Origin of the sequence: Lentzea sp. HUAS12 (genome assembly GCF_024125735.1) — a bacterium.
Taxonomy (GTDB): domain Bacteria; phylum Actinomycetota; class Actinomycetes; order Mycobacteriales; family Pseudonocardiaceae; genus Lentzea; species Lentzea albida.
Window position 1 is genome coordinate 4,821,513 of the sequence record NZ_CP099738.1, and the last position, 24,017, is coordinate 4,845,529.

Consider the following 24,017-nt stretch of genomic DNA (forward strand, 5'->3'; position numbering starts at 1 on the left):
GCGGCCGGGCATGACGGTGTCCGGGGTGCCGCGAGCGGCGCTGCCGCTCACGACCTCGGTACCGGCGGTTCGATCGGCGCTGTGGGCGGCTCGGTACCTGGCATCCGCCGAACGCCGGGAGTGGCTCGGTACCCAGGGTCCGCCGAACACCGCAAGCGACTCAGCCCCCGCTCGACCCGGCCCGTCGGCCGAATCGATTCCGACTCGCCGGCCCCCAGGGGGCGTGAGGCGCCCACTCCCATCGTCGCAGGCAGGCCTGACAATTCCGGGCGGGCGGGCAGCCTCCACGCGGCCGTGGGACACCGGACCGCCGAGCTCCGGACCACCGACGGCGGTGCCGGCGCCGAGGCGCGCTGTGTCACCGGCCCACTCCTGTCGGCGAGCCTCGGAGCCACCGGCCGGCGAGGCCGCCCGGAGCAAGCAGCGCCCTCAGGCCGGGTGGCGCCTGCCTCCACAGCAGCAGGAGCGCCGCGATCGGGAACGCGAGGTTCGTCAGGGCGTTGAGCGGCTCGCCCCACAGGCCCGCACCGAGGGCGTTCGCAGCAGGCGTCGACCGACACGCCAGCGCTTCCACCGCACGGAGATCAACGCCGAGCATGCTTAACCTGGCGGTATGAAGATCCGCCGCGCCGCCTCCGCCGACGACGTGTTCGCCGCCGCGCACCTGTTCGACGCGCCGCCGCGGCCCGACGCGACCGCCCGGTTCCTGGCGCAGGACCACAGCCACCTGCTGATCGCGTACGTGGGCGACCAGCCGGCCGGGTTCGTGTCCGGGGTGGAGACCACGCACCCGGACAAGGGCACCGAGATGTTCCTCTACGAGCTGGGCGTGGACGACTCGTTCCTGCGGCGCGGCATCGGCACGGCTCTCGTCGAGGCGTTGAAAGCCCTTGCGGTGGAACGGGGTTGCTACGCGATGTGGACCGGCACCGCCGCGGGCGACGCGGCGGCGCAGGCCACCTACAAGAAGGCGGGCGGGTCGGTCGACGACGGCGCCTTCGTCTCCTGGGAGCTCTGAGGCGTGTGTCGAAGTCCGATCCGTGACAGCCGAGCCCGAGGCGGCCCCTGACGGCACGGCGCACCACCAGGAACCCCAAGCGCGACCCTCATCGAACCGGACTTCGACACACGCCCTAGCTTGAGTTTTAACCTCTGAGGGGTTGGTCGGCACCCTCATTGATCATGAGTGAAGCCCTTGGTCGATTCTTCTTCTTGCGACAGACGAAGATCGAGACCAAGGGCTTCAGTTGATAAGTGTGCACCATGCCCGGGATGCCGCCGCGTTCAGGGAGTTATCGGCGTTGCGGCAGGAGTTCTACCGGTGCCTGACGCGGCGTGCGGACGCGTTGTTCGAGCTGACCGACGCTGTGTTGTGTGCTGACGGTCCGACCCGCTCGATCGCGGAGCTGTCACTGATCGGTGAGCACCGCCGCGGGCATGGCAGCGGCTACGCCGCGCTGGCCCGGGGCCAGGTGGACTTCGACCGGTTACGCACCGCCTTGGCGGCGGTGTCGCTGCCTCGCGCCGCGGACGGACGGCTGGTGCTGGCGGTGGACGTCACCTGCTGGCTGCGCCCGGAAGCACACACGTGCCCGCAACGGATCCTGTGTCACACCTACGGCCGGGGCAAGGACCAGCACATCATGGTGCCGGGCTGGCCCTACTCCGTCGTCGTCGCCCTGGAGAGCGGGCGGCATTCCTGGACCGCGCCGCTGGACGCGGTCCGGCTCGCGCCCGGAGACGACGCCGCGAGCGTGACCGCCCGGCAGATTCGCGACGTCGTGAACAGGCTGATCACCGCCGGACACTGGTCACCAGGTGATCCGGAGATCCTGCTGGTCGCCGACGCCGGCTACGACGGACCCCGGCTTGCTCACGTGCTCGCCGATCTTCCGATCATCGTGCTGGTGCGGATGCGCTCAGACCGGGTGCTGCGCCGTCCGGCACCACCGTTGCGGCCCGGCCCCAGCCCAGGTCGCCCCGCCCGTCACGGCGCAGAGTTCGCCTTCGGCGACCCGAACACGTGGGGCGAGCCGGACAGCACCCTCGAGACCACGACCCGGCTCTACGGACCGGCGCGGATCCGGGCCTGGGACCGGTTACACCCCAAGCTCACCTCCCGCACCGCCTGGGCGAGCCATACCGGAGACCTTCCCATCCTGGATGGCACCGTGATCCTCCTGCAGGTCGAGCGGCTGCCCTCCGGCGCGATCCCGAAACCCGTGTGGCTCTGGCACTCCCGCACCAGTCTCACCCACGCCGAGGTCGACCTGGCCTGGCAGGCGTTCCTGCGCCGCTTCGACATCGAGCACACCTTCCGCATGCTCAAACAGACCCTCGGCTGGACCACCCCGAAGCTCCGCTCACCCGACGCGGCCGACCGCTGGACCTGGCTGCTGCTGACTGCTTACACCCAGCTCCGCCTCGCCCGCGATCACACCATCGATCTGCGCCACCCCTGGGAGAGACCCCGGCCGACCCGGCGACTGAGCCCGGCACGAATCCGCCGGGGGTTTCGGAACCTGCGTCCACAACTGGACTGTCCGGCCCGTGTCCCGAAACCCTCAAGACCCGGCACAGGACGCCCGCCGGGACTACCCAACCACCAGCCTGCAATACGCCACGACGTCCACACCGTCACCAGCACGAACAAGCAGAAACCCAAGCGCGGCAACAAGGCCAAATCGACGAACCCTCGACCACGCCGAACAGGTTAAAACTCAAGCTAGGTCCAGACCGGTTCGTCCACTTCGGACACCCTGCCGTCGGCGCGGAAGTGCAGGAACCGGTCGAACGACCTGGCGAACCACCGGTCGTGCGTGACGGCGACGACCGTGCCCTCGAAGTCGTTCAGGGCGTTCTGCAACGCCTCGGCGGAGGCCAGGTCGAGGTTGTCGGTCGGCTCGTCGAGCAGCAGCAACGTCGCCCCGGACAGCTCCAGCAGCAGGATCTGGAACCGCGCCTGCTGGCCGCCGGAGAGGTTCTCGAAGCGCTGGTCGCCGGCGTGGTGCAGGCCGTAGCGCTGCAACACCGACATGGCGGCACCGCGGTCCTTGCCGGCGCGGCGGCCCTCGCCGTGCCAGAGGATGTCGACGAGCGTGCGGCCGAGCCACTCCGGGTGCTCGTGCGTCTGCGCGAACAGGCCGGGCACGACCCGCGCGCCGAGCTTCCACGCACCCGAGGTGCGCACCTCGTCGCCGCCGAGCAGCCGCAGGAAGTGGCTCTTGCCGGAGCCGTTCGAGCCCAGCACCGCCACCCGGTCGCCGAAGAAGATCTCCTGCGAGAACGGCTTCATCAGGCCGGTCAGCTCCAGCTGCTCGCACGTGATCGCGCGAACGCCCGTGCGGCCGCCCTTCAGGCGTGGGTGGACCTTCTCGTCCGTGGGGATCTCCGGTGGTGGGCCGGCGTCCTCGTACCGTTGGAGGCGCGCGCTCATCACGCGGTACTTCTGCGCCATCACCTCGGAGGACTTGGCCTGCTGTTGCAGGGTGCGCACGAGTTCCTTCAGGCGCTCGTGCTCCTCGTTCCAGCGGCGATGGTCTTCCAGCAGCTTCTCGATGCGTTTGGCGCGGGCCGCGTGCCAGGTGCCGAACGAGCCGGTGTGCGTCCACGCGGAGTGCGCCTCGACCGTGACGACGTGCGTGGCGGCGTTGGACAGCAGCTCGCGGTCGTGGCTGACGACGAGCACGGCCTTGTCGGTGGCTTCGAGGCGTTCCTCCAGCCACCGCTTGCCGGGGACGTCGAGGTAGTTGTCGGGCTCGTCGAGCAGCAGGACCTGCTCGTGGCCGCGCAGCAACGTCTCGAGGACCAGCCGCTTCTGCTCACCACCCGACAGTGTGCGCACCTCGCGGAACCGGGCGCGGTCGTAGGGCAGGCCCAGAGCCGCGACGGTGACGGTGTCCCAGAGGACCTCGATGTCGTACCCGCCCGCCTCGCCGTAGCTGGTCAGCGCGGTGGCGTAGCGCATCTGGGCGGCTTCGTCGTCGGTGTCCATCAACGCGAGCTCGGAGTCGTCGAGCTCCTCCACCGCCTTCCGCAACGCGGCGGGAGCGACGGAGAGCAGCAGGTCGCGCACGAGGCTGTCGTCGCGGACCGAGCCGATGAACTGCGGCATCACCGCGAGCCCACCCTGCACGTGCACGCTGCCCTGCTTCGGGGTGAGCTCCCCCGACAGGATCCGTTGCAGCGTCGTCTTGCCGACACCGTTCGCGCCGACGAGCGCGACCACGGTCCCGCCGCTCACCTTGAACGAGACGTCGCGGAACAGCTCCCTGCCGTCCGGCAGGGTGTACGCGAGCCCGTTCGCTTCCAGATGTCCCACGCCGGAGATGGTCGGGTGCTCCGGCCGGGAAAGCCAGCGAGTTTCGCCGCTAGCGGATGCGCAGCGGGTACTTGCGGAACACCAGCACCGCGGCCGTGACCAGCAGGCACTGGAAGGCGGGGCCGAACGCGCCGATCACCGTCAGCAGCACCGTGAGGCCGCCGAAGACGAGCAGCAGTCCGTAGAACAGCCAGGGACGGACCCCTCGGCTCATCGTGCGGGCGAGTCTCGGCTCGTCCGCCAGCAACCGCTGCTCGATCTCCTGGAGCGAGCGGCGTTCGGCTTCACTCAGCATCAGTGCCTCCGGAGGGCGTCGGGACGTCAGCATTCCCGCCCGCATCCAGTGGATACTCGAACACCGGGGGTGTCAAACTCGCCTCAGCCGGATCTCACGCCATTGGATCCGGTGATGATGTTCAACGGCTCAGCGCGACGAGCCTCGACACCGCCCGCAGGTACTTCTTGCGGTAGCCGCCGCGCAGCATCTCGTCGGTGAACAGCTCCGACAGCGGCTGCCCCGACACCGCCACCGGGATGTCGCGGTCGTAGAGCCTGTCGCCGAACGCCACGAGCCGCAGGCCGACGTTCTGGTCGGGCGCCGGTTTGACGTCCTTGAGGTGCACCGCGCTGACGCCGTCGAGCAGCCTGCCGTACTTCGAGGGGTGGATGCGGGCGAGCGCCACGCACAGTTCGTCGAAGTCGTCGAGCGTCGACCCGTCGGTGTTAGAGGCTCTAACGACCAGTTCACCGTCTGACATCGGTGAGGGGGCGTCAGGCAGGCCGCGGTGGCGGTAGTCGGGGCCGTCGACGCGCACGACGTCGAACTTCGACGACATCGACTGGATCTCGCGCAGGAAGTCTGCGGCGGCGAAGCGGCCCTCGCCGAGCTTGTCCGGCAGGGTGTTCGAGGTGGCGGCGATGTGGACGCCCGCCGCCATCAGCTCCTTGATCAGGCGCGTGACGAGCATGGTGTCGCCGGGGTCGTCGAGCTCGAACTCGTCGATCGCGAGCAGCTTGTGGCCGGAGAGCCGCTTCACGGCCTCGGGGAAGGTGAGGACGCCGACCATGTTCGTCAGCTCCACGAACGTGCCGTAGGCCTTCGGGCCCGGGACGGCGTGCCAGAGCGAGGCGAGCAGGTGGGTCTTGCCGACGCCGAAGCCGCCGTCGAGGTAGAGGCCGAGCTTGCCCGGTTCGTCGTCGCGCGAGCCGAAGAGCGACCACTTCCTGCGGCGGGCGCCGACCCGCGCGGCGAACAGGCGGCCGGCCTCGACCGCGGCGGCCTGGGACGGCTCGTCCGGGTTGGGGATGTAGGTGTCGAAGCTGACCGTGTCGAACCTCGGTGGCGGCACCAGGTTCTCGATCAGCTCGTCTGGACTGATCTGGGGATCCCGGTCGGACAAGCGCATGCCGGGGAGCTTATCCGCGTGGTGGGATGGCCCAGTGGAGATGTTGTGGCCCTCACCGGGCGTTGAGATGACCGACACAGCACTCGAGTCGCTCTACGCCTACCCGCCGGGCCGCACGTGGGTGACCGCGAACTTCGTGTCCAGCGTGGACGGTGCGGTGTCGGTCGACGGGCGGTCGGCCGGGCTCGGCTCGCCCGCGGACAGGAAGATCTACCTGCTCGGGCGCGAGCTCGCGGACGTGGTGCTGGTGGGCGCGGGGACCGTGCTGGCCGAGGGGTACCGGGGTGCCAGGCGCGCGAGGCCGTTGCCGATCGCGGTGGTCACGGCGAGCGGGTCCCTCACGCCGGACCTGCCGCTGTTCACCGACACGGCCGTGCCGCCGATCGTGATCACGACCGAGGCGGCCCGGATGCCCGCGCTGCCGGCGGACGTGGTCGTCGCCGGGGAGACCGAGGTCGACCTGGAGGTGGCCGTCGCCGAGCTCGCGGCGCGCGGACTGCACCGGATCGACCTCGAGGGCGGGCCCCGGCTGTTCGGGTCCATGGTGGCCGCGGGGCTGGTGGACGGCCTGAACCTGACCGTCGCGCCGGTGCTCGCTGCCGGGGACGCCTCGCGGATCGCGCACGGCCCGGTGGTCCCGCCCGTGGACCTGGCGCTGGCGTCGGTGCTGCGCGCGGACGACGTGCTCCTGCTGCGTTATCAGCGGCGGGATTCCAGCTGAAGAGGCAGGATGTGCGCGTGGACCTACCGCTGACGCCACCCCTGCAGCCGATGCTCGCCACGGCCGTGGACGGCATCCCGGACGACGCGAACCTGTTCTTCGAACCGAAGTGGGACGGGTTCCGGTGCGTGGTGTTCCGCTCCGGCGACGAGGTGCTGCTGCAGTCGCGCAGCGGCAAGCCGCTCAACCGCTACTTCCCCGAGGTCGCCGCGTCGATGCTCGACGTGCTGCCCGATCGCGTGGTCGTCGACGGGGAGCTGGTGGTCGCGAAGAACGAGGAGCTGGACTTCGACGCGTTGTCCGAGCGCATCCACCCGGCGGCCTCGCGGGTGGCGCTGCTGTCGGAGTCGACGCCGGCCACGTTCGTCGCGTTCGACCTGCTGGCGCTCGGGTCCGAGGTGCTGCTGGAGTCGCCGACGGTCGCGCGGCGCGAGGCGTTGCTGGAGCTGCCGGGGCTGAACGTGACGCCCGCGACGACGTCCGTCGAGACGGCGCGGCAGTGGTTCACGCTGTTCGAGGGCGCCGGGCTCGACGGGGTGATGGGCAAGCCGTCGGACGGCCCGTACACGCCGGGCAAGCGTTCGATGATCAAGGTGAAGCACGCCCGCACCGCCGACGTCGTGCTCGCGGGTCTGCGCTGGCACAAGGACACCGAGCCCGGTACGGCGGTCGGTTCGTTGCTGCTCGGCGTCTACGACTCGGACGACGTGCTGCACCACATCGGTGTCTGCGGGTCGTTCAAGGCCGCGGAACGGCGTGAGCTGGCCGAGGAGCTGGCGCCGCTGATCACCACGGCCGACGACCACCCGTGGGCGAGTCCCGTCTCCGGGCAGCGGATCCCCGGCGAGATCAACCGGTGGCGCGGCAAGCAGGCCGAGTACGTGGCGCTGCGGCCCGAGCGCGTGCTGGAGATCCACTACACCCAGACCGAGGGCGAGCACCCCGTGCGGCTGCGGCACAACGGCCAGTTCGCGCGGTGGCGGCCGGACCGCGAACCGCTGTCGTGCCGCTACGACCAGCTGGAGATCCCCGCCCGCTACGACGTGGCCTCGGTGCTGAAGGGCGAGCTGCGGGCCCGTTAGGCCTTGGCCGATCGCGTCGCACCGATGGACGCGATCACGACGCAGCAGACGGCGACCCACTGGGCGGGCCTCAGGTTCTCGCCGAGCAGCAGCAGGCCCGCGAGCGCGCCGATCGCCGGTTCCATCGACATCAGGATCCCGAACACGCGCGGAGGCATGCGCCGCAACGCACTGAGCTCCAGCGAGTACGGGATCACCGACGACATCAGCGCGACCGCGAACCCCGCCGCGAGCACCAGCGGGTCGAGGATCGCGGTACCCGCCGACGTGATGCCGAACGGCAGGGCGATCACCGACCCGACGACCATCGCGAGCGCGAGCCCTCCCCCGTCCGTCGTCTGACTGCCGAGCTTGGCCGTCACGAGGATGTACGCCGCCCAGCAGGCACCGGCGGCCAGCGCGAACAGCACGCCCGTCCACAACAGACCGCCCTGCACGCCGGTCAGCAGCACGACGCCGACGCCCGCGAGCAGCACCCACACGCCGTCGAGCCAGCGGCGTGAGCCCGCGATCGCCACCGCGAGCGGCCCGAGGAACTCGATCGTGACGGCCGCGCCGAGCGGGATGCGCGCGAGGGACGCGTAGAAGCAGAGGTTCATCGCCGCCAGCACCGCGCCGTAGGTGAGGACGGTGACGAGCGTGCGGCGGTCGAGCCGCAGCGACGGGCGCCAGATGGCGAGGAGGATGAGCGCCGCCATGACCAGGCGCAACGTCACCGTGCCCGACGAGCCCAGGACCACGAACAGCTGCTTCGCGAGAGCGGCGCCGACCTGCACGCTGACGATGCCGAGCAGTACGAGCGCCGTCGGCGGGACGCCGCCCGTGAGGCGTGCGACGGGCAACCGGCCGGCGTGGTCCATGCCCCCATCCTGTCTCACCTTCAATTCACCTGTGCCGTGCGAGGCTCAGGCTCCCGGAGTGTGGATGAGAGTGAGGAAATCTGTGCGTCGCGCTGCCTTGGCCCTGGTGGCGGTGAGCGTGCTGACGGCGTGCAGCGCGGGTCCCTCGAACCGGCCGGTGATCGCGGTCAGGGGTGAGGAGAACCAGCCCGTCGACCAGAGCGCGCTCGCAGGGCCCCAGCCCGTGCCCCCGCTCGGCGAGTACAAGACGGACTCGCTGCAGTGGTCCCAGTGCGACGAGCAGATGAAGGACCGCTTCGGCGCGGACGCTCCCCAGGGCGACCTGAAGTACGAATGCGCGCGCATGACCGCCGTGCTCGACCCGCCGGGACGTCCCGGCCGCGGCCAGCTCGGCATCGCGCTGACCCGCGTCGGCACGGGAAAGAGCGCGCTGGTCGTCGTCAACGACCCCGGCGGTGAGCCCGGCACGCTGAAGGCCGCGCGGCTCGCGGCGGCGCTGCCCAAGGACGTCCTCAGCACCTACACGATCATCGGCGTGGACCGTCGGGGCACGGGCCGTTCGGACGGCATGTCGTGCGTGCCACCGGCAACGCGCGCGTTGCTCATGGAATACGACCCGGCCGAGACCGAGCAGTCGAACCTCGTGGTCGCCGCCGGTGAGGCGTCGCAGGAGTGCGTGCTCGACCTCGAGGGCAGGCTGACCGCGTTCGACTCGTGGCGCGCGGCCGCCGACCTCGAACGGCTCCGCGAGTTCCTCGGCTCCGAGCGCCTCAACGCCATCGGCCTCGGCGAGGGCTCGCGCGTCATCACCACCTACGCGCAGCGCTACCCGAACCGCATCGGCCGCACCGTCCTCGACGGCGCCCCCGACCCGGCGCTCGACCAGGTCGGCGTCCTCGAGTCCCGTGCCGTGGCGGCCGAGGCGACGTTCGACGCGTTCGCCCGCGACTGCAAGACCCGCGGCTGCGCCCTGGCGAACCCGCGCGAGGACGTCGCCGCGCTCCTGACCCAGCTGCGGTCCGGACGCGTGCGCGGCGAGTACCTCGACCTCACCCCCGGCTCGGCGCTGAACGCGATCGTCACGGGCCTCGCCGACCGCGCGAAGTGGCCGGCACTGGCCGACTCGCTGGTCAAGGCCCGCGCCGGCGACAGCACGGGCCTGTTCGCCCTGCTCGACCCGCTGGTCAACGACCTGGACGAGAACCCGCCGCGCTTCGACGCGGGCCTGATCATCGGCTGCAACGACACCTCCACCCGCATCCCGCCGGACCGGGTCAAGGCCCTCACCGCGGACTGGCAGTCGAAGCACGCGATGTTCGGCGCCCTGTTCGCCCGCCAGTTGCTGCACTGCAACCCGTTCGTGCCACCGAAGGCCGAGAAGGTCGAGCCGCTCAAGAGCGCGCCGCCGATCGTGGTCCTGAGCACGGCCAACGACGCCTCCACCCCCGCGCCCGGCACCGAGCACGCGGCGCAGCGGCTGCCGGGGTCGGCGTTGGTCGCGTGGCAGGGCAGCGGGCACGGCGCCCTGGGGTTGTCGGGGTGCGCCACCACGGCGGCGCGGGACTACCTGGTGGACGCGAAGGTGCCGTCCAACGGCACCGTCTGCCCGCCCTGATCCGGGTCCGGCAGGCCGCGGTCTCCCGATTCACGACCTCGCCGCCCGAGTCTCCGGACATGGCGCGGGGAGCCCTTCGCGTGACCTCGACGCGACGAGGGCTCCCCGCCCGAAACACCGTGTCAGCAGCTGGAACAGCAGCCGCAGCCGGGACCCGTGCACCCGGAACAGCACCCACACGTACCCATCAGGGCCTCCCCGTCCTCCAAGCCGGACCTGCCGCGGGACATCCGCACACCTCACGGTCCGCCCCGCCACCAGCCCTGGGAACCCCCCTCACCCGAACGCGTGGGGACTACCACCGGGGAGTCGCAGCGCGTGATACCGCTACGCGCCCAGGTCTTCCAGGGCCTTCTGGGCTGCCTCCAGTTCAGCGCGCAACTGCTCCACCCGGGCGAGCTGCTGGGCACGCGCCGCGTTCAGGACGCCCTCGACGATCTCGGCCACCTCGGGCGTGAGGAGCTTCGCCGCCTGGGCCACCGCGGCGGGCGGCACCGGGGTCGGCTTGACCGCCCTGCGGGTGCCCTGCAGCACCTCCACGGACCACTCGCCCTCGCCCGTCGTCACCAGCGTGACGGTGACCTCGGGGACGGCGGCGCTCTTCGCCGCGGGCTTGCGGGCGGGCTTCGGCGGCGCCTGCTCGACGGGAGCGGGTGCGGGTTTCGGCTTGGGGGCCGCGGGCTTCACCGGCGCCTCCGGGACGTAGGGGTGGATGATCTCAGTCTCGCGCGGCGGCTCCGGCGCCGCAGGGGGCGGGGTGGCCGGCTTCTTGCGGGGCGGGGGCTTCTCCAGCGTCAGCTCGGCCAGGCCGAACGACATCTCGTCCTTCGAGCCCGTGGGCCGGACCTGGATGAAGTCGCCCTCGGGAGGATCGGTGACGGCCAGCAGCTTCGCCGACCTGCCCTCCTCCATGCCGACCGCGGCCGCCGTGAACCACACCATCGGCTGAGTGCCCTCGTCCAACTGCGCGCGCAGATCGGCGACGTCCTCCACCGACAGCCCGCTCTTCTTCGCCATCGCGCTGCCTCCCCAATCGAACACCTGTGCCCCAGCATGCCCTACACCCCCGACAATTCTGAGCACAGGGTCGACAACAAGATCATCAACGGGCAACAGGTTCCGTGAGAGCGCTCTCACGACACGGGCGTCAGGCCTCTTCGGCCTTCTCGACCTCTTCGGCGCGCAGCCGGTACTCGCACCCGTACTCGACCGCGTACGAGAGGTCGTAGACGTGCACGATCTTCGGCCCGCCGTGCAGGTGCACGTACGTGACCGTCTGCTTCGGGTCGTCCGGCGTGGACGGCAGCGAGTCGACCCTGCCGTCGAGGGGACCGCCGACGTACCGCACGACATATGGCTGGGACATGACGACCTCCTCTCACGACCAGTCTACGAGGTCGCCGACTCGATCCGTACCCGATACATCCGGTTGGCTCACCCGCGCACGGATTCCATTGCAGCTCAACGCATGTGTCAGCGGTCCGGATCGACGAACGCCACCTCCCGGCGTCCCCACCGCTCCAGCAGGTCCCGGACCGGACGCAACTCCTCGGCGCCCGAGCAGCACTCGAGGAGTTGCCGGGCGACTCCGGGACTGGGCGTCGACGCCGCGGCCGCGATCATCGTGGCGAACGCGCGAGAGGCGTTCGAGTGCGACATGGCCACCGAACGCCGGTCGCCCTTCCCGAGCTCCTCGACGATCGAGGACAGCACCGAGGCGGGGATCGGCAGCACCTCCTCCCACAACGGGACGAGGTACCGGAAGCCCGGGTTCGACAGCCAGCTGTCCCGCAGGGCCTGGACGAGCGGTCCCGGCACGAACCCGTCGACGCCGGGCAGCCGGGTGTAGAGCAGGGCCCTGGCGCCGTACCGACGCAGGAACTCGGCCGTCGGGATGAGCCCGTGCCGCATCTCCCCCACCGCCACCTCGTGCGCGACGGACGGCACGCGGAGCACCATCCCGGCGCCGAGCCTGAGGTCACTGCCCGGACTTGCGCGCGCCAGCACCGCACGCGCGACAGCGGCCGTGCGCGTGCGTTTCACCCGGCGCACGGCTTTGAGCGCCTCGAGCAGTCTCTGCTGACCGGTCTTCCCCAACACCTCGAAAGCGCGCTCCAGCAGTGCTTCCGTCGTGCCACGGCGGAGGTTGTTGTGCTCCAGGAACGCCACACAGAAGGTGATGATCGAGTCACGGTTGCGCGCCTTGTCCAGCAGCAGCCGAATGCAGGCGTCACCGCCATCCGCCCGGTACGTGTCGTACAGCTGCAAGGCGATCTGCGGCACGACCAGGCTCTTGCCCGACGTGATCATCGGCAGCACGCACTCGACGATCTCCTCGGCCGTCTCGTGGGTGCGCAACACGTGACATGCCGTGTAGTACTCCATGAAAGTCCGGTGCGTGAACCCGAACCGGCGCTCCCCCTCCGGCGACGTGTCGACCTGCGTCAGCACCCAGGCCCGTTCGGCGCAGTAGTCCAGGAACTCCCGAGCCTGCTGGCGGTACGACTGCGCGCCCTCCTCCTCGCGTTCGACCAGGTGCGCGACCACCAAGCGCTCCAACGTCTTCTCGCCCTCGTCACCCCCGCCGTCGAGCGTGAAGAAGAAGTGCTGCGCCAGCTCCTGCACGAGGAACCTCGCCAGCTTCACCGAACGGATCACCGACGGCACCTGGCTGACGGCGTCCCACCGCACGAGCATCAGCTCCGAGCACTCGCGGTACACGTCCGCGGTGTTCTCCGGAATGTAGCCTTCGCCCTGGTAGAGCATGCACAACAGGGAAAGCATCAACGGGTTCGAGCGCAGGTCGGCCAGGTGTTCGCTGTCGCGGAGGAAGGCCCCGGCCCGACCTGGCGCGTGCACCAGCGCGAACCACATGCGCACGTAGTGCTCGACCTGTCCGGGTTCGAAGTCGGGCAGCCGGCACACCGGGAACGCGGAGTCGAGCTTCGCCACCGGATAGCTCTCCTGGCGGCACGTCACCACGATGCGCGCCAACGGGAAGCGCGCCGCGAACGCCTCGATGGCGGCCACCGCCGAGCGCCGCGACTGGATGTCGCCGACCTCGTCCAGCCCGTCGAACACGACCACGGCCTCGCCCGCGTCGAGCAGGTCCGCCACGTGCCGGCGGTCCTCCACCCGCTGGGTCAGCGTGCGCAGTTCCCGCACGATGATCGTGACGAAGTCCTCGGTGAGCTTCTGGTGCTGCTTGAGCCGCACCAGCAACGGCACCAGTTCGGCGCGGTGCAGGAGGCGGCGGATCAACGTGCTCTTGCCGGCGCCGGGATTGCCCACCACCACGAACCGGCGGGCGGGCACCTCGTCCTCGCCGACCGGCCCGTCGGCGAACAGGAGCGTGCGCGGCACGTAGATCCGGTCGACGGGGAAGCGGAAGTCCGCCTTCGAGTGCGGCATCACCATCCGGTCGTACGCGCGCGCCGTCGCCTCACGGATCACCTCGCCCGTCGCCCGGGCTTCGCCGCGCCGACCCGTGTCCAGGGCCAGCGCGAGGCGTTCGGCGATCGGGCGTTCCGGCCCCGTCACCTTGATCCGGATGCGGTCCCGCACGCCCGCGGCGCGGAAAGGCGCGTTCTGCTCGACCACACCCCACAACGAGGACGCGAAGTCGGCGGACTCCGAGGTCTCGACCCGCACCGCCCGCTGGAACTCGCGGCGGAACGCCTCGGCGAGCTCGGCCCGTTCCGCGGCCTGCTGGAACCCGCCCTGCTCGGTGTGTTCGAGCTGGCACAGCAGTTCGAGCAACGAGGCGCAGTCCGGGCCCGAGAGGTACGTCGAGATCCGGCGCCGCACGAGCGCGGACATCGGCACCGGCGAATCGCGCACCCACGAGAGCGCGGTCTCGGCCAAACCCCCGACGACGGTCGCGATCGCGGTCACGCCCACAAGGTCGGCACCGGACGGGCGGCCGTTACTCCTGCTTGCGGGCGCGAGAGGGCTGCACCCGCATCGGCTCGCCCGGCATCTTGGGGTAGTCCGGCGGGTACGGCATCTCGCCGCGCGGGTCGGCCGCGTACCACTCCAGCAGCGTCTCGATCCCGAACGCCTCGGAGTCGAGCCCGGCGTGCGGGTCACCGCGCTCCTCGAGGTACTTCGGCACGGTCAGCACGTCGAAGTCATCAGGGTCCACAGTGGACAGCTCGTCCCACTGGACCGGGGTCGACACGGTCGCGCGGGGCGTTCCGCGCACGGACCAGGCCGAGGCGATCGTGCGGTCGCGGGCGGCCTGGTTGAAGTCGATGAAGACGCGCTCACCGCGTTCTTCCTTCCACCACGCCGAGGTGGCGAGGGACGGCGCGCGCTTCTCGACCTCGCGGGCCAGTGCGATGACGGCGTGCCGGACGTCGACGAAGTCCCACTCCGGGCGGATGCGCACGGCCACGTGGATGCCGCGGCCGCCGGAGGTCTTGGGGTAGCCGGTCAGGCCGGCGTCGGCGAGCACCTCGCGCAGCACCGACGCCACGCGGGCGGCGTCGGAGAAGTCCGTGCCCGGCTGCGGGTCCAGGTCGATGCGCAGCTCGTCCGGGCGGTCGACGTCGGGGCGGCGGACGGGCCACGGGTGGAAGTCGAACGTGCCGAGGTTCGCGGCCCACACGATCACCGCCTCGGAGGTCGGGCAGATCTCGTCGGCGGGGCGGCCGGACGGGAAGCGGACCTGCACCGTCTCCACGTACGACGGGGCGCCCTTGGGCACGCGCTTCTGGTAGAACGCCTCGCCCTCGACGCCGTCGACGTAGCGCTTCAGCACCACGGGGCGGTCCCGCAGCACCGAGAGCAACACCGGCGCGACGGTGCGGTAGTACTCGACCACCTGCCCCTTGGTGATGCCTCGCGCGGGGAAGTACGGCTTGTCCGGGTTGGACACCCGGACGAGCTGGTCGCCCACCTCTAGCTCGATCGCCTTCGAAGCCACGCCAGCACACTAAAGGCCGCGGACGAACGCCGCGAGCGCCAGTTCGAAGCTGTCGCGGTCGAGCTCGCGGGCCACGCCCGGCAGCAGGTGCGCGCGGTCGAGGTGCGGGTAGCGGTCGACGTAGTCCGCAGGGTCGGACGAGAACCCGCTGGAGAACGAGCTCAGCGCCGAGCCGAACACGATGTACATCAGGCCTGCGGCGATCATCGTGGCCTCGCGCCGCGACCAGCCGGCGTCGACCAGGGCGCCGTGCAGCAGGTCGAGGCGTTGCAGCGACTCCTCGCGCCCCGCGGGACCGTACGCGAGGAACGGCACGATGTTCGGGTGTGTCGACAGGGCCGCGCGGTACGAGCGCGCGCAGCGGATCAGGCCCTCGCGCCAGTCGACCGAGAACCCCGAGACGTCGACCGCCGACAGGATCGACTGCGCGATGTCGTTCAGCAACTGGTCCTTGGTGCGGACGTGCCCGTAGAGCGACGCGGCCTGCACGCCGAGCTCGGCGGCGAGCTTGCGCATGGACAGGCCGTCGAGGCCGTCGCGGTCGATGATGGCCAGCGCGACCGACCGGATGCGGTCGGGGCTCAGCAGGGGGGTGCTCGGCCGGGGCATGTGAGTTAACCTAACACTGTTCGGTTAGTCGGGAGGGTTCGTGGATCTAACGCTTTCGGACGAACACCGGCAGCTCAGGGAGCTGGCCCGGCGGTTCACTGACGAGCGCATCGTGCCGCACGCCACGCGCTGGGACCGCGACGAGGCGATCGACCGGGACCTGGTCCCGGCGCTCGGCGAGGTCGGGTTCCTCGGGCTCGGCATCGACGAGGAGCACGGCGGCAGCGGGGGCGACAACCTCGCCTACTGCCTGGTCCTCGAGGAGGTCGCCCGTGGTGACAGCGCGGTCAGGGGCATCATCTCCGTCTCACTCGGGCTGGTCGCGAAGTCGATCGCGAAGCACGGCACGGAGGAGCAGAAGAAGCGCTGGCTGCCCGGACTGACCGCGGGTACGCAGGTCGGCTGCTTCGCGCTCACCGAACCCGGCACCGGCAGCGACGCGGGCAACCTCGCGACCAAGGCCACGAAGACCGCGGACGGCTACCGCATCAGCGGCCGCAAGGTCTTCATCACCAACGGCACGTGGGCCGACGTCGCACTCGTGTTCGCCCGCACCGGCGGACCAGGTCCCAAGGGCATCAGCGCGTTCCTCGTGCCCACGGACGCACCGGGCTTCGAAGCCACCGAGATCAAGGGCAAGCTCGGCATGCGCGGCCAGGCCACCGCCGAGATCACCCTCGACGACGTCACCGTGCCGGAGGACGCGCTGCTCAGCACCGAGGGCTTCAAGCTCGCGATGGGCGCGCTCGACAAGGGCCGCATGTCCGTCGCGGCGGGCTGCGTCGGTGCCGCGCGAGGTGCCCTCGAAGCGGCGCTGAAGTACGCGAAGGAACGCGAGCAGTTCGGCAAGCCCATCGCGGGCTTCCAGCTCGTGCAGGAACTCCTCGCCGACATGGCCGTGGAGACGGACGCCGCCCGCCTGCTGACGTGGCGCGTGGCCGACCTCGCCGACCGCGGCGAACCGTTCGGCACCGAGGCCAGCATGGCGAAGCTCTTCGCCAGCGAGGCCGCGGTGAAGGTCGCCAACAGCGCCATCCAGGTCTTCGGCGGCTACGGCTACATCGACGAGTACCCCGTGGGCAAGTACCTGCGGGACGCCAGGGTCACCACCCTCTACGAGGGCACCAGCCAGATCCAGAAACTGCTCATCGGTCGCGCGCTCACGGGCGTCAACGCGTTCATCTGAGAGGAAAGCAATGGACTTCACGCTCGACGACGAGCAGAAGGAGATCCGCGACTGGGTGCGGACCTTCGTGCGCAAGGAGATCATCCCGCTGGAGCCCGAGGTCCTGCGCCGCGAGCGCGCCGGGCAGCCCGGTCTCACCCGCGACGAGCTCAAGGCGTTGCAGGACAAGGCGAAGCAGGCCGGGTTCTTCGGCGTGCTGACGCCGCAGGAGTACGGCGGCATGGGACTCGGCGGCACGATGACCGCGCTCATCGAGGCGGAGCTCGGCCGCTCGTTCGTCCCGTTCCGCTTCGGCGGTTACGCGGACAACATCCTGTTCCACGGCAACGAGGAGCAGAAGCAGCGCTACCTCCTGCCGACGATCTCCGGCGAACGCGTCTCGTGCTTCGCGATCACCGAGCCCGGCGCCGGCAGTGACGCGAAGGCCATCCGCACGACCGCCGTGCGGGACGGCGACGAGTGGGTGATCAACGGCGAGAAGACGTTCATCACGCAGGGCAACGAGGCGGACTTCGTCATGGTGTTCGCCGTGACGGACAAGGAGAAGGGCGCCGACGGCGGCGTCACGTGCTTCCTGGTCGACCGCGACATGGGTTGGAAGTCCGAGCCCATCCCGACCATGGGCCAGTGGGGTCCGGCGGCGCTCGTGTTCGACAACGTGCGCGTGCCGCACGAGAACATCCTCGGTGAGGAGGGCAAGGGCTTCCACCTCGCGATGCAGTGGATCGGCCAGGGCCGCTACCTGCTGCCCGCCCGTGCGCTCGGCAGCGTCGAGCGGCTCGTCGAGATGGCGATCGAGCAGGCCAAGAACCGCGTCACGTTCGGCCAGCCCATCGCCGAGTACCAGGCCATCCAGTGGATGATCGCCGACTCCGCCGTCGAGATCGAGGCGCTGCGCTGGCTCGTGCTGCACGCCGCGTGGCTCGTCGACCAGAAGAAGGACTCGCGGCAGGCGCAGTCGATCGCGAAGCTCTACGGCGGCATCAAGGCCAACGAGATCGTCGACCGCGTGCTGCAGATCCACGGCGGCATGGGCTACACGCGTGAGCTGCCGATCGAGCGCTGGTACCGCGAACTGCGGCTGCTGCGCATCTACGAGGGCACCGACGAGATCCAGCGCCGCACGATCGCCCGCAACCTGCTGAAGGGCCACGCGAGCGTGCGGGGCACGCTCGGCTAGCCCTATCTTGGGCTGGTGCTCGACCACGACATCCTCGGCGTCGTCGAACGACAGGTCCGCACCTGGTCGTCCGGCGACGCCGAGGCGTACGCAGCGGCGACCGGCGGCCTGTCCCCCGCGTTCGCCATCCCCCTGCTGCAGCACGGCGGCCCGCAGCTCGGACTGACCGGCGCCGACATGACCCGGGTGCTGCACGCCGAGCAGTCGTTGTGGCTGCACGGCAGGCTTCCCGCGGAGGGCTCGGCGGTCGTCACCAAGACGGTCGAGCACATCTACGACAAGGGATCCGGCGCTCTCGTCGTCAGCGCCTGGGAGTCGGAGTACGCGAGCACGCGCTCGTCCTGCTTCATCAAGGGCGAGGGCGGCTTCGGCGGCGAACGCGGCGAGACGCGCACCTTCACCGTGCCCGAGAGGCTGCACGAGGTCAGCTACTTCCGGACGACACCGGACCAGGCGCTGCGCTACCGCGAGACCGGCGACGTGAACCCGATGCACCACGATCGTGAGTTCGCACGGCGGGCCGGGTTCGAGCGGCCCATCCTGCACGGCCTGTGCACGCTGGGGATCACCGTGAGCGGTCTGGACTTCACCGAGCTGCACGCCCGGTTCACCGCGCCCGTGACCCCCGGCGACGAGCTGCGGATCGAGCGCTGGCCGACCGGCGAGTTCCGCACGTTCGCGAACGGCAGGCAGGTGCTGATCGGATCGGTTCGGTTTTCCGAAGTGGACGGCCGCTGAAAACCCGCACGATCGGGTCATGAGTGGTGCCCTGGCAACCGCGGACCCCGGCATCGAACCGGTGCGCGTGGCGGTGGAGTCCCGAGACCTGATCAGCGCGGCCGGTGTGACCCACCTGCTGAAGAGCTCACCGCGCGTGCGGGTGGTGCAGGACCGCTCGGACGCGCACGTGCTGCTGGCCCTGGTGAACGAGCTGTGCGCGCAGCAGGCCGCGCGGCTGCGGGCGTGCGGCTCGTCCAGGATCGTGGTGATCGCGGCCCGCGTGCACGACCTCACCCCGTCGATCGCGGCCCAGGCCGGTCTCGCGGTCCCGTTGCGGCGGGCAGACGTCAACGCCGAACGCCTGGTCAAGCTGCTCGTCGGCGGTCAGGCGGTGCAGGAGCGCGCCCCCGTGCTCAGCGACCGCGACCTGCAGCTGCTGAGGCTGCTGGCCGACGGGGCGACGATCGCGGAGGTCGCCGCGCGCCTGTTCTGCTCGGAACGGACCGTCAAGTACGCGCTGCACCAGTTGCTGGAGCGGTTCGGGCTGCGCAACCGGGTGCACGCGGTGGCGTGGGCGCTGCGGTCCGGTCTGCTCTAGGCGGTGCCGAAGACGGACGAGAGCTGCACCCGCCTGCTGATGCCGACCTTGCGGTAGACGCGGGTGAGGTGCAGCTCGACCGCCCGTTGCGTGACGCCGAACCGCGCGGCGATCGCCCGGTTCGTCTCGCCTTCGAGCACCAGCGAGACGATTCGCGACTCGTGCGGCGTCAGCCCGTCCCACGCCGCACTGCGCACCGGCCGCGGTCGCCTGGTGAGTGCCGCCCTCGCCTGGTCCGCCAGCTCGGCGGCTCCCGCCCGTTCGGCATCGGCCAGCGCGGCACGGGCACTGCCGAGCGCGAGGTGCAGGCGGGCACGCTGGTGCAGCAGCAGCGTGCACGTCCACACGGGCGGCAGCGTTCCCGTGTACCCGAGGCGCACCAACATCTCGCGGACCTCGCCAGGACGTCCGGCGTCCACACAGGACGCGACGAACGCCGCCGCGCCCAACGCCACACAGCCCCGCAGCGGTGACGCCTGGGCGAGATCGCGCATCAACGCGGAAACCGCGGCGTGGTCGTCGCGCCGCGCCCACATCTCCAGCGCGGTGAGCCAGTCCCGTTCCGCGCCGACGAGCCTCGACCGCAGCTGTGGTGCGAGCTCCAGCACCACCTTCTCGGAACCCCGCTGCAGCAGGCCGAACCCGGCCAGCGCCAGCTGCTGGACCACTCGCGGCCCGCTCTCCGGGAGTTCCCGCAGCACCCGTTCGGGATCGTCGGGAACCGCAGGGGCGCCGGCGAAACCGAGCAGGTCCTCGTCGCACTGCCAGTCGAGGACGACGGCGTCGAACCACTCCCCGGCGGCCGCGCGCTGCCGGGCGAGCTCGTCCGCCCTGGGGGCGATCCCGCACCGCAGGTGGAGCTCCGCCATCGCCACCGCGACCTGTTGCGCCACCTCGGTCCGCGGTTCGCGCAGAGCGGCGCGCAGGCACCTCGCCGCCTGCTCGGGCCGTCCGGCGGCCCGGTGGACGCGTGCCGCGTCGTGCAGCGCCGGCGCCACCCACGGCGCCTCGACGGGTCGCGCGCACGCCACCACGTGGTCGGCGGCGGACGGGTCGCACCGCCGGTGCAGGACCTGGGCGGCCGCGCGGTGCAGGCGTTCGCGGACCTCGGGTGCCATCTCGTGCCGGATCGCGTGACGCAGGGCCGGTGACCGCACGCGCATCGGTTCGGCGACGGCGAGACGCGCGTCGACGAGCCGTTCGAACGCGGCCAGCGTCCGGAACGACCCCGTTCCCGCGACCTCGCCCAGCACGTCCAGCGGCGCGCTCCCCAGCACGGCGAGGGCTCGGCCGACCGCCACCGCGTCGGCGTCCAGCACCTCCCGACTCCGCCGCACGGCCCGCAGGAGCCGCGGCAAGCGCAGTCCGGGCAGCGCGTGGCGCACCGACTCCAGGTCGGTGACCAGGTCCAGCACGTCGCTCAGCACGCCCGGCGCTCCCCCGCTGTACTCCAGGCACAGCGCGACCACCTCCGGTGGGACCTCCGCGTCGAACCGGCGCCGGATCATCTCCGCCACCGCCTCGGCACCGATCGGCCGCAACGGCACCCGCACGGCGTCCACGACCGCCAGAACGTCCGGATCGCAGTCCCCCGCCAGCAGCACCGCGCCCCGGAACCGTTCCAGCCGCTCGGCCTCGTCCCCGGAAAGCCGTTCGACGTCGTCCACCACGAGCACGGTGTGGCGGTCGACCCCGCTCAACGCGCGCAATCCGCGCACCGGCCGCAACCCGCTGCGCACCGCGATCGAAGAAGCAACGGACAGCAATGCGCTTTTGCCCATACCAGTTGCACCATGCACAACGCAGGACCGGGCGCCACCGCCGAGCGCGTCCGTCAGGACGGCGATCTCCCGTTCCCGGCCCACGAGCAGGCCACCCGCGTGGCGCACGGCGCTGCCGACGAGGCCGGGACGAAGTGGGGAGACCATGCCCACCAGCAAATCGCGGGTCAGCGCGCGGGACCATGCAGAAGCACCAGCAGAAGTTCCGCAGGTCTGCCCCTTCGCACAGCGCCCGCCGCGGCCGCGCGGACGAGGAACGCGAAAAGTGTTCGACCAATCAATTGGTAATCGACAACGCGAGACGTGAACCATTTCGACGCCCATTACGTGATGTTCTTTGTAGGCAACACGAAACTTCAGGGAGTTCCGATGCGGGTCGCGTCACGCACCGTCTTCGACTTCGTCCGGCCCGGCGGCACCACGGCACCGGTCGAGACCGAGCTGGTCTACCAGGCGGAGGACCCGTTCGCCGTGACGATGCTGTTCCACTCGGGCGGCAAGGTCGCCACCTGGATCATGAGCAGGGACCTGCTCTCCGAGGGCCTGAGCATGAAGGCGGGCGAGGGCGACGTGCGGTTGCGCCCGCTGTCGAGCCGCGTGCTGCTGCTGGAGCTGATCTCCGACCAGCACGTCACGGTGTTCCGGCTGCCCTGGGACACGCTGCGGAACTTCCTCGACGCCGCCTACCGGCTCGTACCGCCCGGTTCCGAGCGGTTCGACGCCGACGCGTTCCTGAGCACCGTCCTGCGCTGACCTGCCGCCACCCGTTCCCGCACCTCCGCCGCGATCTCGCGGGTCGCGTCCGTGTCCCACCGTTCGCACGCCACGAGAGAGTCGCGCAGGTATCGCAGGTACGCGTTGTCGTCGTCTCGTGTTTCAGCGTTGTCCGCGAGCGCTCGCAGCACCTCGATCTCCCCGAGGACGTCTCCGAGCGCGCGGAACCCCGTGAGCGCCTGGGCCAGGTCCCTGTCGGACTCGCCGAGCCGTCCCGCCGCGCGGTGGGCCAGGGCGCGGTGCCACAACGTGCGTGCGAGCCATGAGGCCATCTGTGCGCGCTCGTAGACGTCTTCGGCCTCGGTCAGCGCCTCCACAGCTTCGTCGGGCCTGTCGACGTCTATCAGGGCGAGGCCGAGCCATCCGAGCGTGCGGCCCAGTGCGGAGAGTTCGTAGATGGTGCCGGCGTAGGCGCGTTGTTCCTTCGCTACTTCTTCATGGGCGGTGACGGCGGCGATCGGACGGTCCATCAACCGCCACAGCACGCCGAGCACGGACCTCGCGTAGTGCTCGTCTGCCGGTTCGCGCATCAGCTCGATCGCCTCCAGGCACACGCGTTCGGCCTCGTCGAAGTGGCCGAGCCCGCTGTGCGCGGCGGACGCGATCAGCCACACCCAGCCGAGGTGCCCGGTCTCCCCCGACTCCCCGGCGACCCGTGCCGCGCGGGTCAGCACCTCCAGCGCGGGTCCCGGCCTGTTCGCCACGTCGAACAGCACCCAGCCGAGCTGGCCCAGCACCACGACCTCCTGCCACGGCAGGCGTGCGGAGGTGAGGGCGAGGCGGTAGACGCGTTCCCAGACGAGGCCCGGTTCGATGGCCGCGTAGTGCGAGAGTGCGATCACCGCGCGGGCCACGTCGTCGTGCAGGCCCCTGGCCTGGGCCCGCGTGACGATCTCGGGCACCAGGTCGCGATGCTCGTCCAGCCAGCGCCGTCCCGTCGTCACGTCGGAGAAGGGTGCTTTTCGAGGGCTCACGCGCCGCGCGTCACCCGTCTGTCCGAAGAGGACGCCCGCGGCGACCGTCGTCTCCAGCAGCCAGGAGAGCATCCTGCGGTCCGCGTCGTCGTCGGTGGCGTCGATCAGGCCCTTGGCGAACGTGCGGACGAGGCCGTGCATCGCGTAGCCGCGGTCGTCGGGGTCGAGCAGGCTGACGTCGGTGAGCTCCTCCAGCGCCTGTCCGGCCTCGCCGGCGGTGACGCCGGCCAGTTCCGCGGCGAGCTCCGGGGTGACGTGGGTGCCGATCAGCAGACCGAGCCGCCGGAACACCAGGCGCGCGGTGTCCGGCAGGTGGGCCAGCGACACCTCGAACGCGCCGCGCACGTCGAGGTCGCCCGCGGTGAGCGCGGCCAGGCGGCGTTCCTCGATCTGCTCCACGAGGTGGCTCAGCGGCCAGCGCGGGCGGCTGGCGAGGCGGTTGCCCGCGATCCGCAGGGCGAGCGGCGACGTCCCGCACAGCCGGACGAGCCGCAGCGCGGTCTCCTGGTCGGCCTCGACGCGGTGCGTTCCGACGATCGACGCCAGCAGCTCGACGGCGCACGGTTCGGTGAGCCCGCCGAGCCGGAGCCACGTGGCGCCCTCCAGGCCCGCGAGGCGACGCTGGGACGTGACGATCGTGAGGCAGCCCGTGTCGGCTCTGAGCGTGCGGATCTCCTGCTCCGTGCGCGCACCGTCCAGTACGAGCAGCAAGCGCTTGCCTGCGAGCAACGACCGGTAGAGGCGCATCTGGCCGTTGGCGTCCTCAGGCACGTGTTCGGCAGGCACACCCAGGTCTTTGAGCAACCGCTGCAGTGGCTGGGCGGAGCCCTCCAGGTCAATGAACAGCTGTCCATCCGGAAAGCGGTCCTCCAGCAGATGAGCGGCCCTCACGGCGAGGCTCGTCTTACCGGTTCCCGCAGCCCCATGGACGACCACGAGCCCGTTCGGCTTCTTCGCGATGGCCTCGAGTTCGGCTTCACGGCCGACGAGGTCCGCCACGTACAGCGGCAGCGACCAGACGGGGCTGCTCGGCGCGACCCGGCCGGTCCGCGCGAGGCGGCGCAACTCGGCGCGGGCGCGTTCGTCGAGGTCGAGTGCGTCGAGGAGGGCCTCGGTGGTGCGGCGCTGCGGGGAACGGGCCCGGCCGCGTTCCATGTCGCTGATGGCGCGGACGCTGACGCCGGACCGTTCGCTGAGCTCCTCCTGGCTGAGCCCGGCGCTCTTGCGGTGCTGCAGGAGGCGGGCGCCGAACATCATGTCACC

General features: G+C 70.8%; 22 protein-coding genes. 10 read left to right on the forward strand and 12 right to left on the reverse strand.

Annotated features, from left to right (window positions below):
* Positions 1 to 358 precede the first annotated feature (358 nt).
* Entirely contained in the window at positions 359 to 598 is a 240-nt protein-coding gene (locus ND450_RS21265; protein WP_253327816.1) for a hypothetical protein, read from the reverse strand.
* 15 nt (positions 599 to 613) lie between these two features.
* Between ND450_RS21265 and ND450_RS21270 the strand changes: the two genes are divergently transcribed.
* Complete coding sequence (locus ND450_RS21270; protein WP_253327817.1) at positions 614 to 1,018, forward strand: GNAT family N-acetyltransferase; 405 nt, start codon at positions 614 to 616, stop codon at positions 1,016 to 1,018.
* A 238-nt stretch (positions 1,019 to 1,256) separates the two neighbouring features.
* Positions 1,257 to 2,717: an NF041680 family putative transposase gene (locus tag ND450_RS21275; protein WP_253324838.1), complete on the forward strand. Its 1,461-nt coding sequence runs from the start codon at positions 1,257 to 1,259 to the stop codon at positions 2,715 to 2,717.
* An 8-nt stretch (positions 2,718 to 2,725) separates the two neighbouring features.
* On the opposite strand, the gene ND450_RS21280 is transcribed toward ND450_RS21275, so the two are convergent.
* From ND450_RS21280 to zapE, 3 genes are all read right to left on the reverse strand, one after another.
* Complete coding sequence (locus ND450_RS21280; RefSeq protein ID WP_253327818.1) at positions 2,726 to 4,321, reverse strand: ABC-F family ATP-binding cassette domain-containing protein; 1,596 nt, start codon at positions 4,319 to 4,321, stop codon at positions 2,726 to 2,728.
* A 49-nt stretch (positions 4,322 to 4,370) separates the two neighbouring features.
* Positions 4,371 to 4,616 (reverse strand): DUF3040 domain-containing protein, encoded by a 246-nt coding sequence (locus ND450_RS21285; protein ID WP_253327819.1) that lies wholly within the window; start codon positions 4,614 to 4,616, stop codon positions 4,371 to 4,373.
* Positions 4,617 to 4,737: 121 nt separating this feature from the next.
* On the reverse strand, positions 4,738 to 5,727 hold the full coding sequence (gene zapE / locus ND450_RS21290) for a cell division protein ZapE (RefSeq protein ID WP_089923044.1): 990 nt from the start codon (positions 5,725 to 5,727) through the stop codon (positions 4,738 to 4,740).
* 67 nt (positions 5,728 to 5,794) lie between these two features.
* On the opposite strand from zapE, the gene ND450_RS21295 reads away from it, so the two are divergent.
* Positions 5,795 to 6,448, forward strand: coding sequence for a pyrimidine reductase family protein (locus ND450_RS21295; RefSeq protein ID WP_253327820.1), 654 nt, complete (start codon positions 5,795 to 5,797; stop codon positions 6,446 to 6,448).
* Between the two features lie 17 nt (positions 6,449 to 6,465).
* Positions 6,466 to 7,530, forward strand: coding sequence for an ATP-dependent DNA ligase (locus ND450_RS21300; protein WP_253327821.1), 1,065 nt, complete (start codon positions 6,466 to 6,468; stop codon positions 7,528 to 7,530).
* Here the strand turns inward: ND450_RS21300 and ND450_RS21305 are convergent.
* Positions 7,527 to 8,390, reverse strand: a complete 864-nt coding sequence (locus ND450_RS21305; protein ID WP_253327822.1) for a DMT family transporter — start codon at positions 8,388 to 8,390, stop codon at positions 7,527 to 7,529. The two genes, ND450_RS21300 and ND450_RS21305, sit on opposite strands and share 4 nt — an antisense overlap.
* Before the next feature lie 82 nt (positions 8,391 to 8,472).
* Between ND450_RS21305 and ND450_RS21310 the strand changes: the two genes are divergently transcribed.
* Positions 8,473 to 10,005, forward strand: coding sequence for an alpha/beta fold hydrolase (locus ND450_RS21310; RefSeq protein WP_253327823.1), 1,533 nt, complete (start codon positions 8,473 to 8,475; stop codon positions 10,003 to 10,005).
* A 327-nt stretch (positions 10,006 to 10,332) separates the two neighbouring features.
* Here ND450_RS21310 and ND450_RS21315 read toward each other — a convergent pair whose 3' ends face one another.
* The 5 genes from ND450_RS21315 to ND450_RS21335 all read right to left on the reverse strand — a co-directional run bounded on the left by ND450_RS21315 (position 10,333) and on the right by ND450_RS21335 (position 15,541).
* Positions 10,333 to 11,022: a DUF6319 family protein gene (locus ND450_RS21315; protein WP_253327824.1), complete on the reverse strand. Its 690-nt coding sequence runs from the start codon at positions 11,020 to 11,022 to the stop codon at positions 10,333 to 10,335.
* Between the two features lie 130 nt (positions 11,023 to 11,152).
* The gene (locus ND450_RS21320) at positions 11,153 to 11,371 is read right to left on the reverse strand and encodes a hypothetical protein (protein WP_253327825.1); all 219 of its coding nucleotides are present in this window, start codon (positions 11,369 to 11,371) and stop codon (positions 11,153 to 11,155) included.
* Positions 11,372 to 11,478: 107 nt separating this feature from the next.
* A complete protein-coding gene (locus ND450_RS21325; protein WP_253327826.1) occupies positions 11,479 to 13,899 on the reverse strand; it encodes an NACHT domain-containing NTPase in 2,421 nt (806 codons plus the stop codon).
* A gap of 31 nt (positions 13,900 to 13,930) precedes the next feature.
* Positions 13,931 to 14,932 (reverse strand): non-homologous end-joining DNA ligase, encoded by a 1,002-nt coding sequence (gene ligD / locus ND450_RS21330; RefSeq protein ID WP_253327827.1) that lies wholly within the window; start codon positions 14,930 to 14,932, stop codon positions 13,931 to 13,933.
* A 9-nt stretch (positions 14,933 to 14,941) separates the two neighbouring features.
* Positions 14,942 to 15,541, reverse strand: a complete 600-nt coding sequence (locus ND450_RS21335) for a TetR/AcrR family transcriptional regulator (protein WP_089923136.1) — start codon at positions 15,539 to 15,541, stop codon at positions 14,942 to 14,944.
* A gap of 40 nt (positions 15,542 to 15,581) precedes the next feature.
* Between ND450_RS21335 and ND450_RS21340 the strand changes: the two genes are divergently transcribed.
* Genes ND450_RS21340 through ND450_RS21355 form a run of 4 tightly spaced genes read left to right on the forward strand, consistent with a single transcriptional unit; the run spans position 15,582 to position 19,225 of the window.
* Positions 15,582 to 16,727, forward strand: a complete 1,146-nt coding sequence (locus ND450_RS21340) for an acyl-CoA dehydrogenase family protein (protein ID WP_253327828.1) — start codon at positions 15,582 to 15,584, stop codon at positions 16,725 to 16,727.
* 10 nt (positions 16,728 to 16,737) lie between these two features.
* A complete protein-coding gene (locus ND450_RS21345) occupies positions 16,738 to 17,907 on the forward strand; it encodes an acyl-CoA dehydrogenase family protein (protein WP_089923140.1) in 1,170 nt (389 codons plus the stop codon).
* A 15-nt stretch (positions 17,908 to 17,922) separates the two neighbouring features.
* Complete coding sequence (locus tag ND450_RS21350) at positions 17,923 to 18,645, forward strand: MaoC/PaaZ C-terminal domain-containing protein (RefSeq protein WP_253320564.1); 723 nt, start codon at positions 17,923 to 17,925, stop codon at positions 18,643 to 18,645.
* A gap of 19 nt (positions 18,646 to 18,664) precedes the next feature.
* On the forward strand, positions 18,665 to 19,225 hold the full coding sequence (locus ND450_RS21355; RefSeq protein WP_253320565.1) for a helix-turn-helix transcriptional regulator: 561 nt from the start codon (positions 18,665 to 18,667) through the stop codon (positions 19,223 to 19,225).
* On the opposite strand, the gene ND450_RS21360 is transcribed toward ND450_RS21355, so the two are convergent.
* On the reverse strand, positions 19,222 to 21,153 hold the full coding sequence (locus ND450_RS21360; RefSeq protein WP_253320566.1) for a LuxR family transcriptional regulator: 1,932 nt from the start codon (positions 21,151 to 21,153) through the stop codon (positions 19,222 to 19,224). The two genes, ND450_RS21355 and ND450_RS21360, sit on opposite strands and share 4 nt — an antisense overlap.
* Before the next feature lie 222 nt (positions 21,154 to 21,375).
* Between ND450_RS21360 and ND450_RS21365 the strand changes: the two genes are divergently transcribed.
* A complete protein-coding gene (locus tag ND450_RS21365; RefSeq protein WP_253320567.1) occupies positions 21,376 to 21,759 on the forward strand; it encodes an SsgA family sporulation/cell division regulator in 384 nt (127 codons plus the stop codon).
* Here ND450_RS21365 and ND450_RS21370 read toward each other — a convergent pair.
* On the reverse strand, positions 21,690 to 24,011 hold the full coding sequence (locus ND450_RS21370) for an XRE family transcriptional regulator (protein WP_253320568.1): 2,322 nt from the start codon (positions 24,009 to 24,011) through the stop codon (positions 21,690 to 21,692). The two genes, ND450_RS21365 and ND450_RS21370, sit on opposite strands and share 70 nt — an antisense overlap.
* Positions 24,012 to 24,017: the final 6 nt, after the last annotated feature.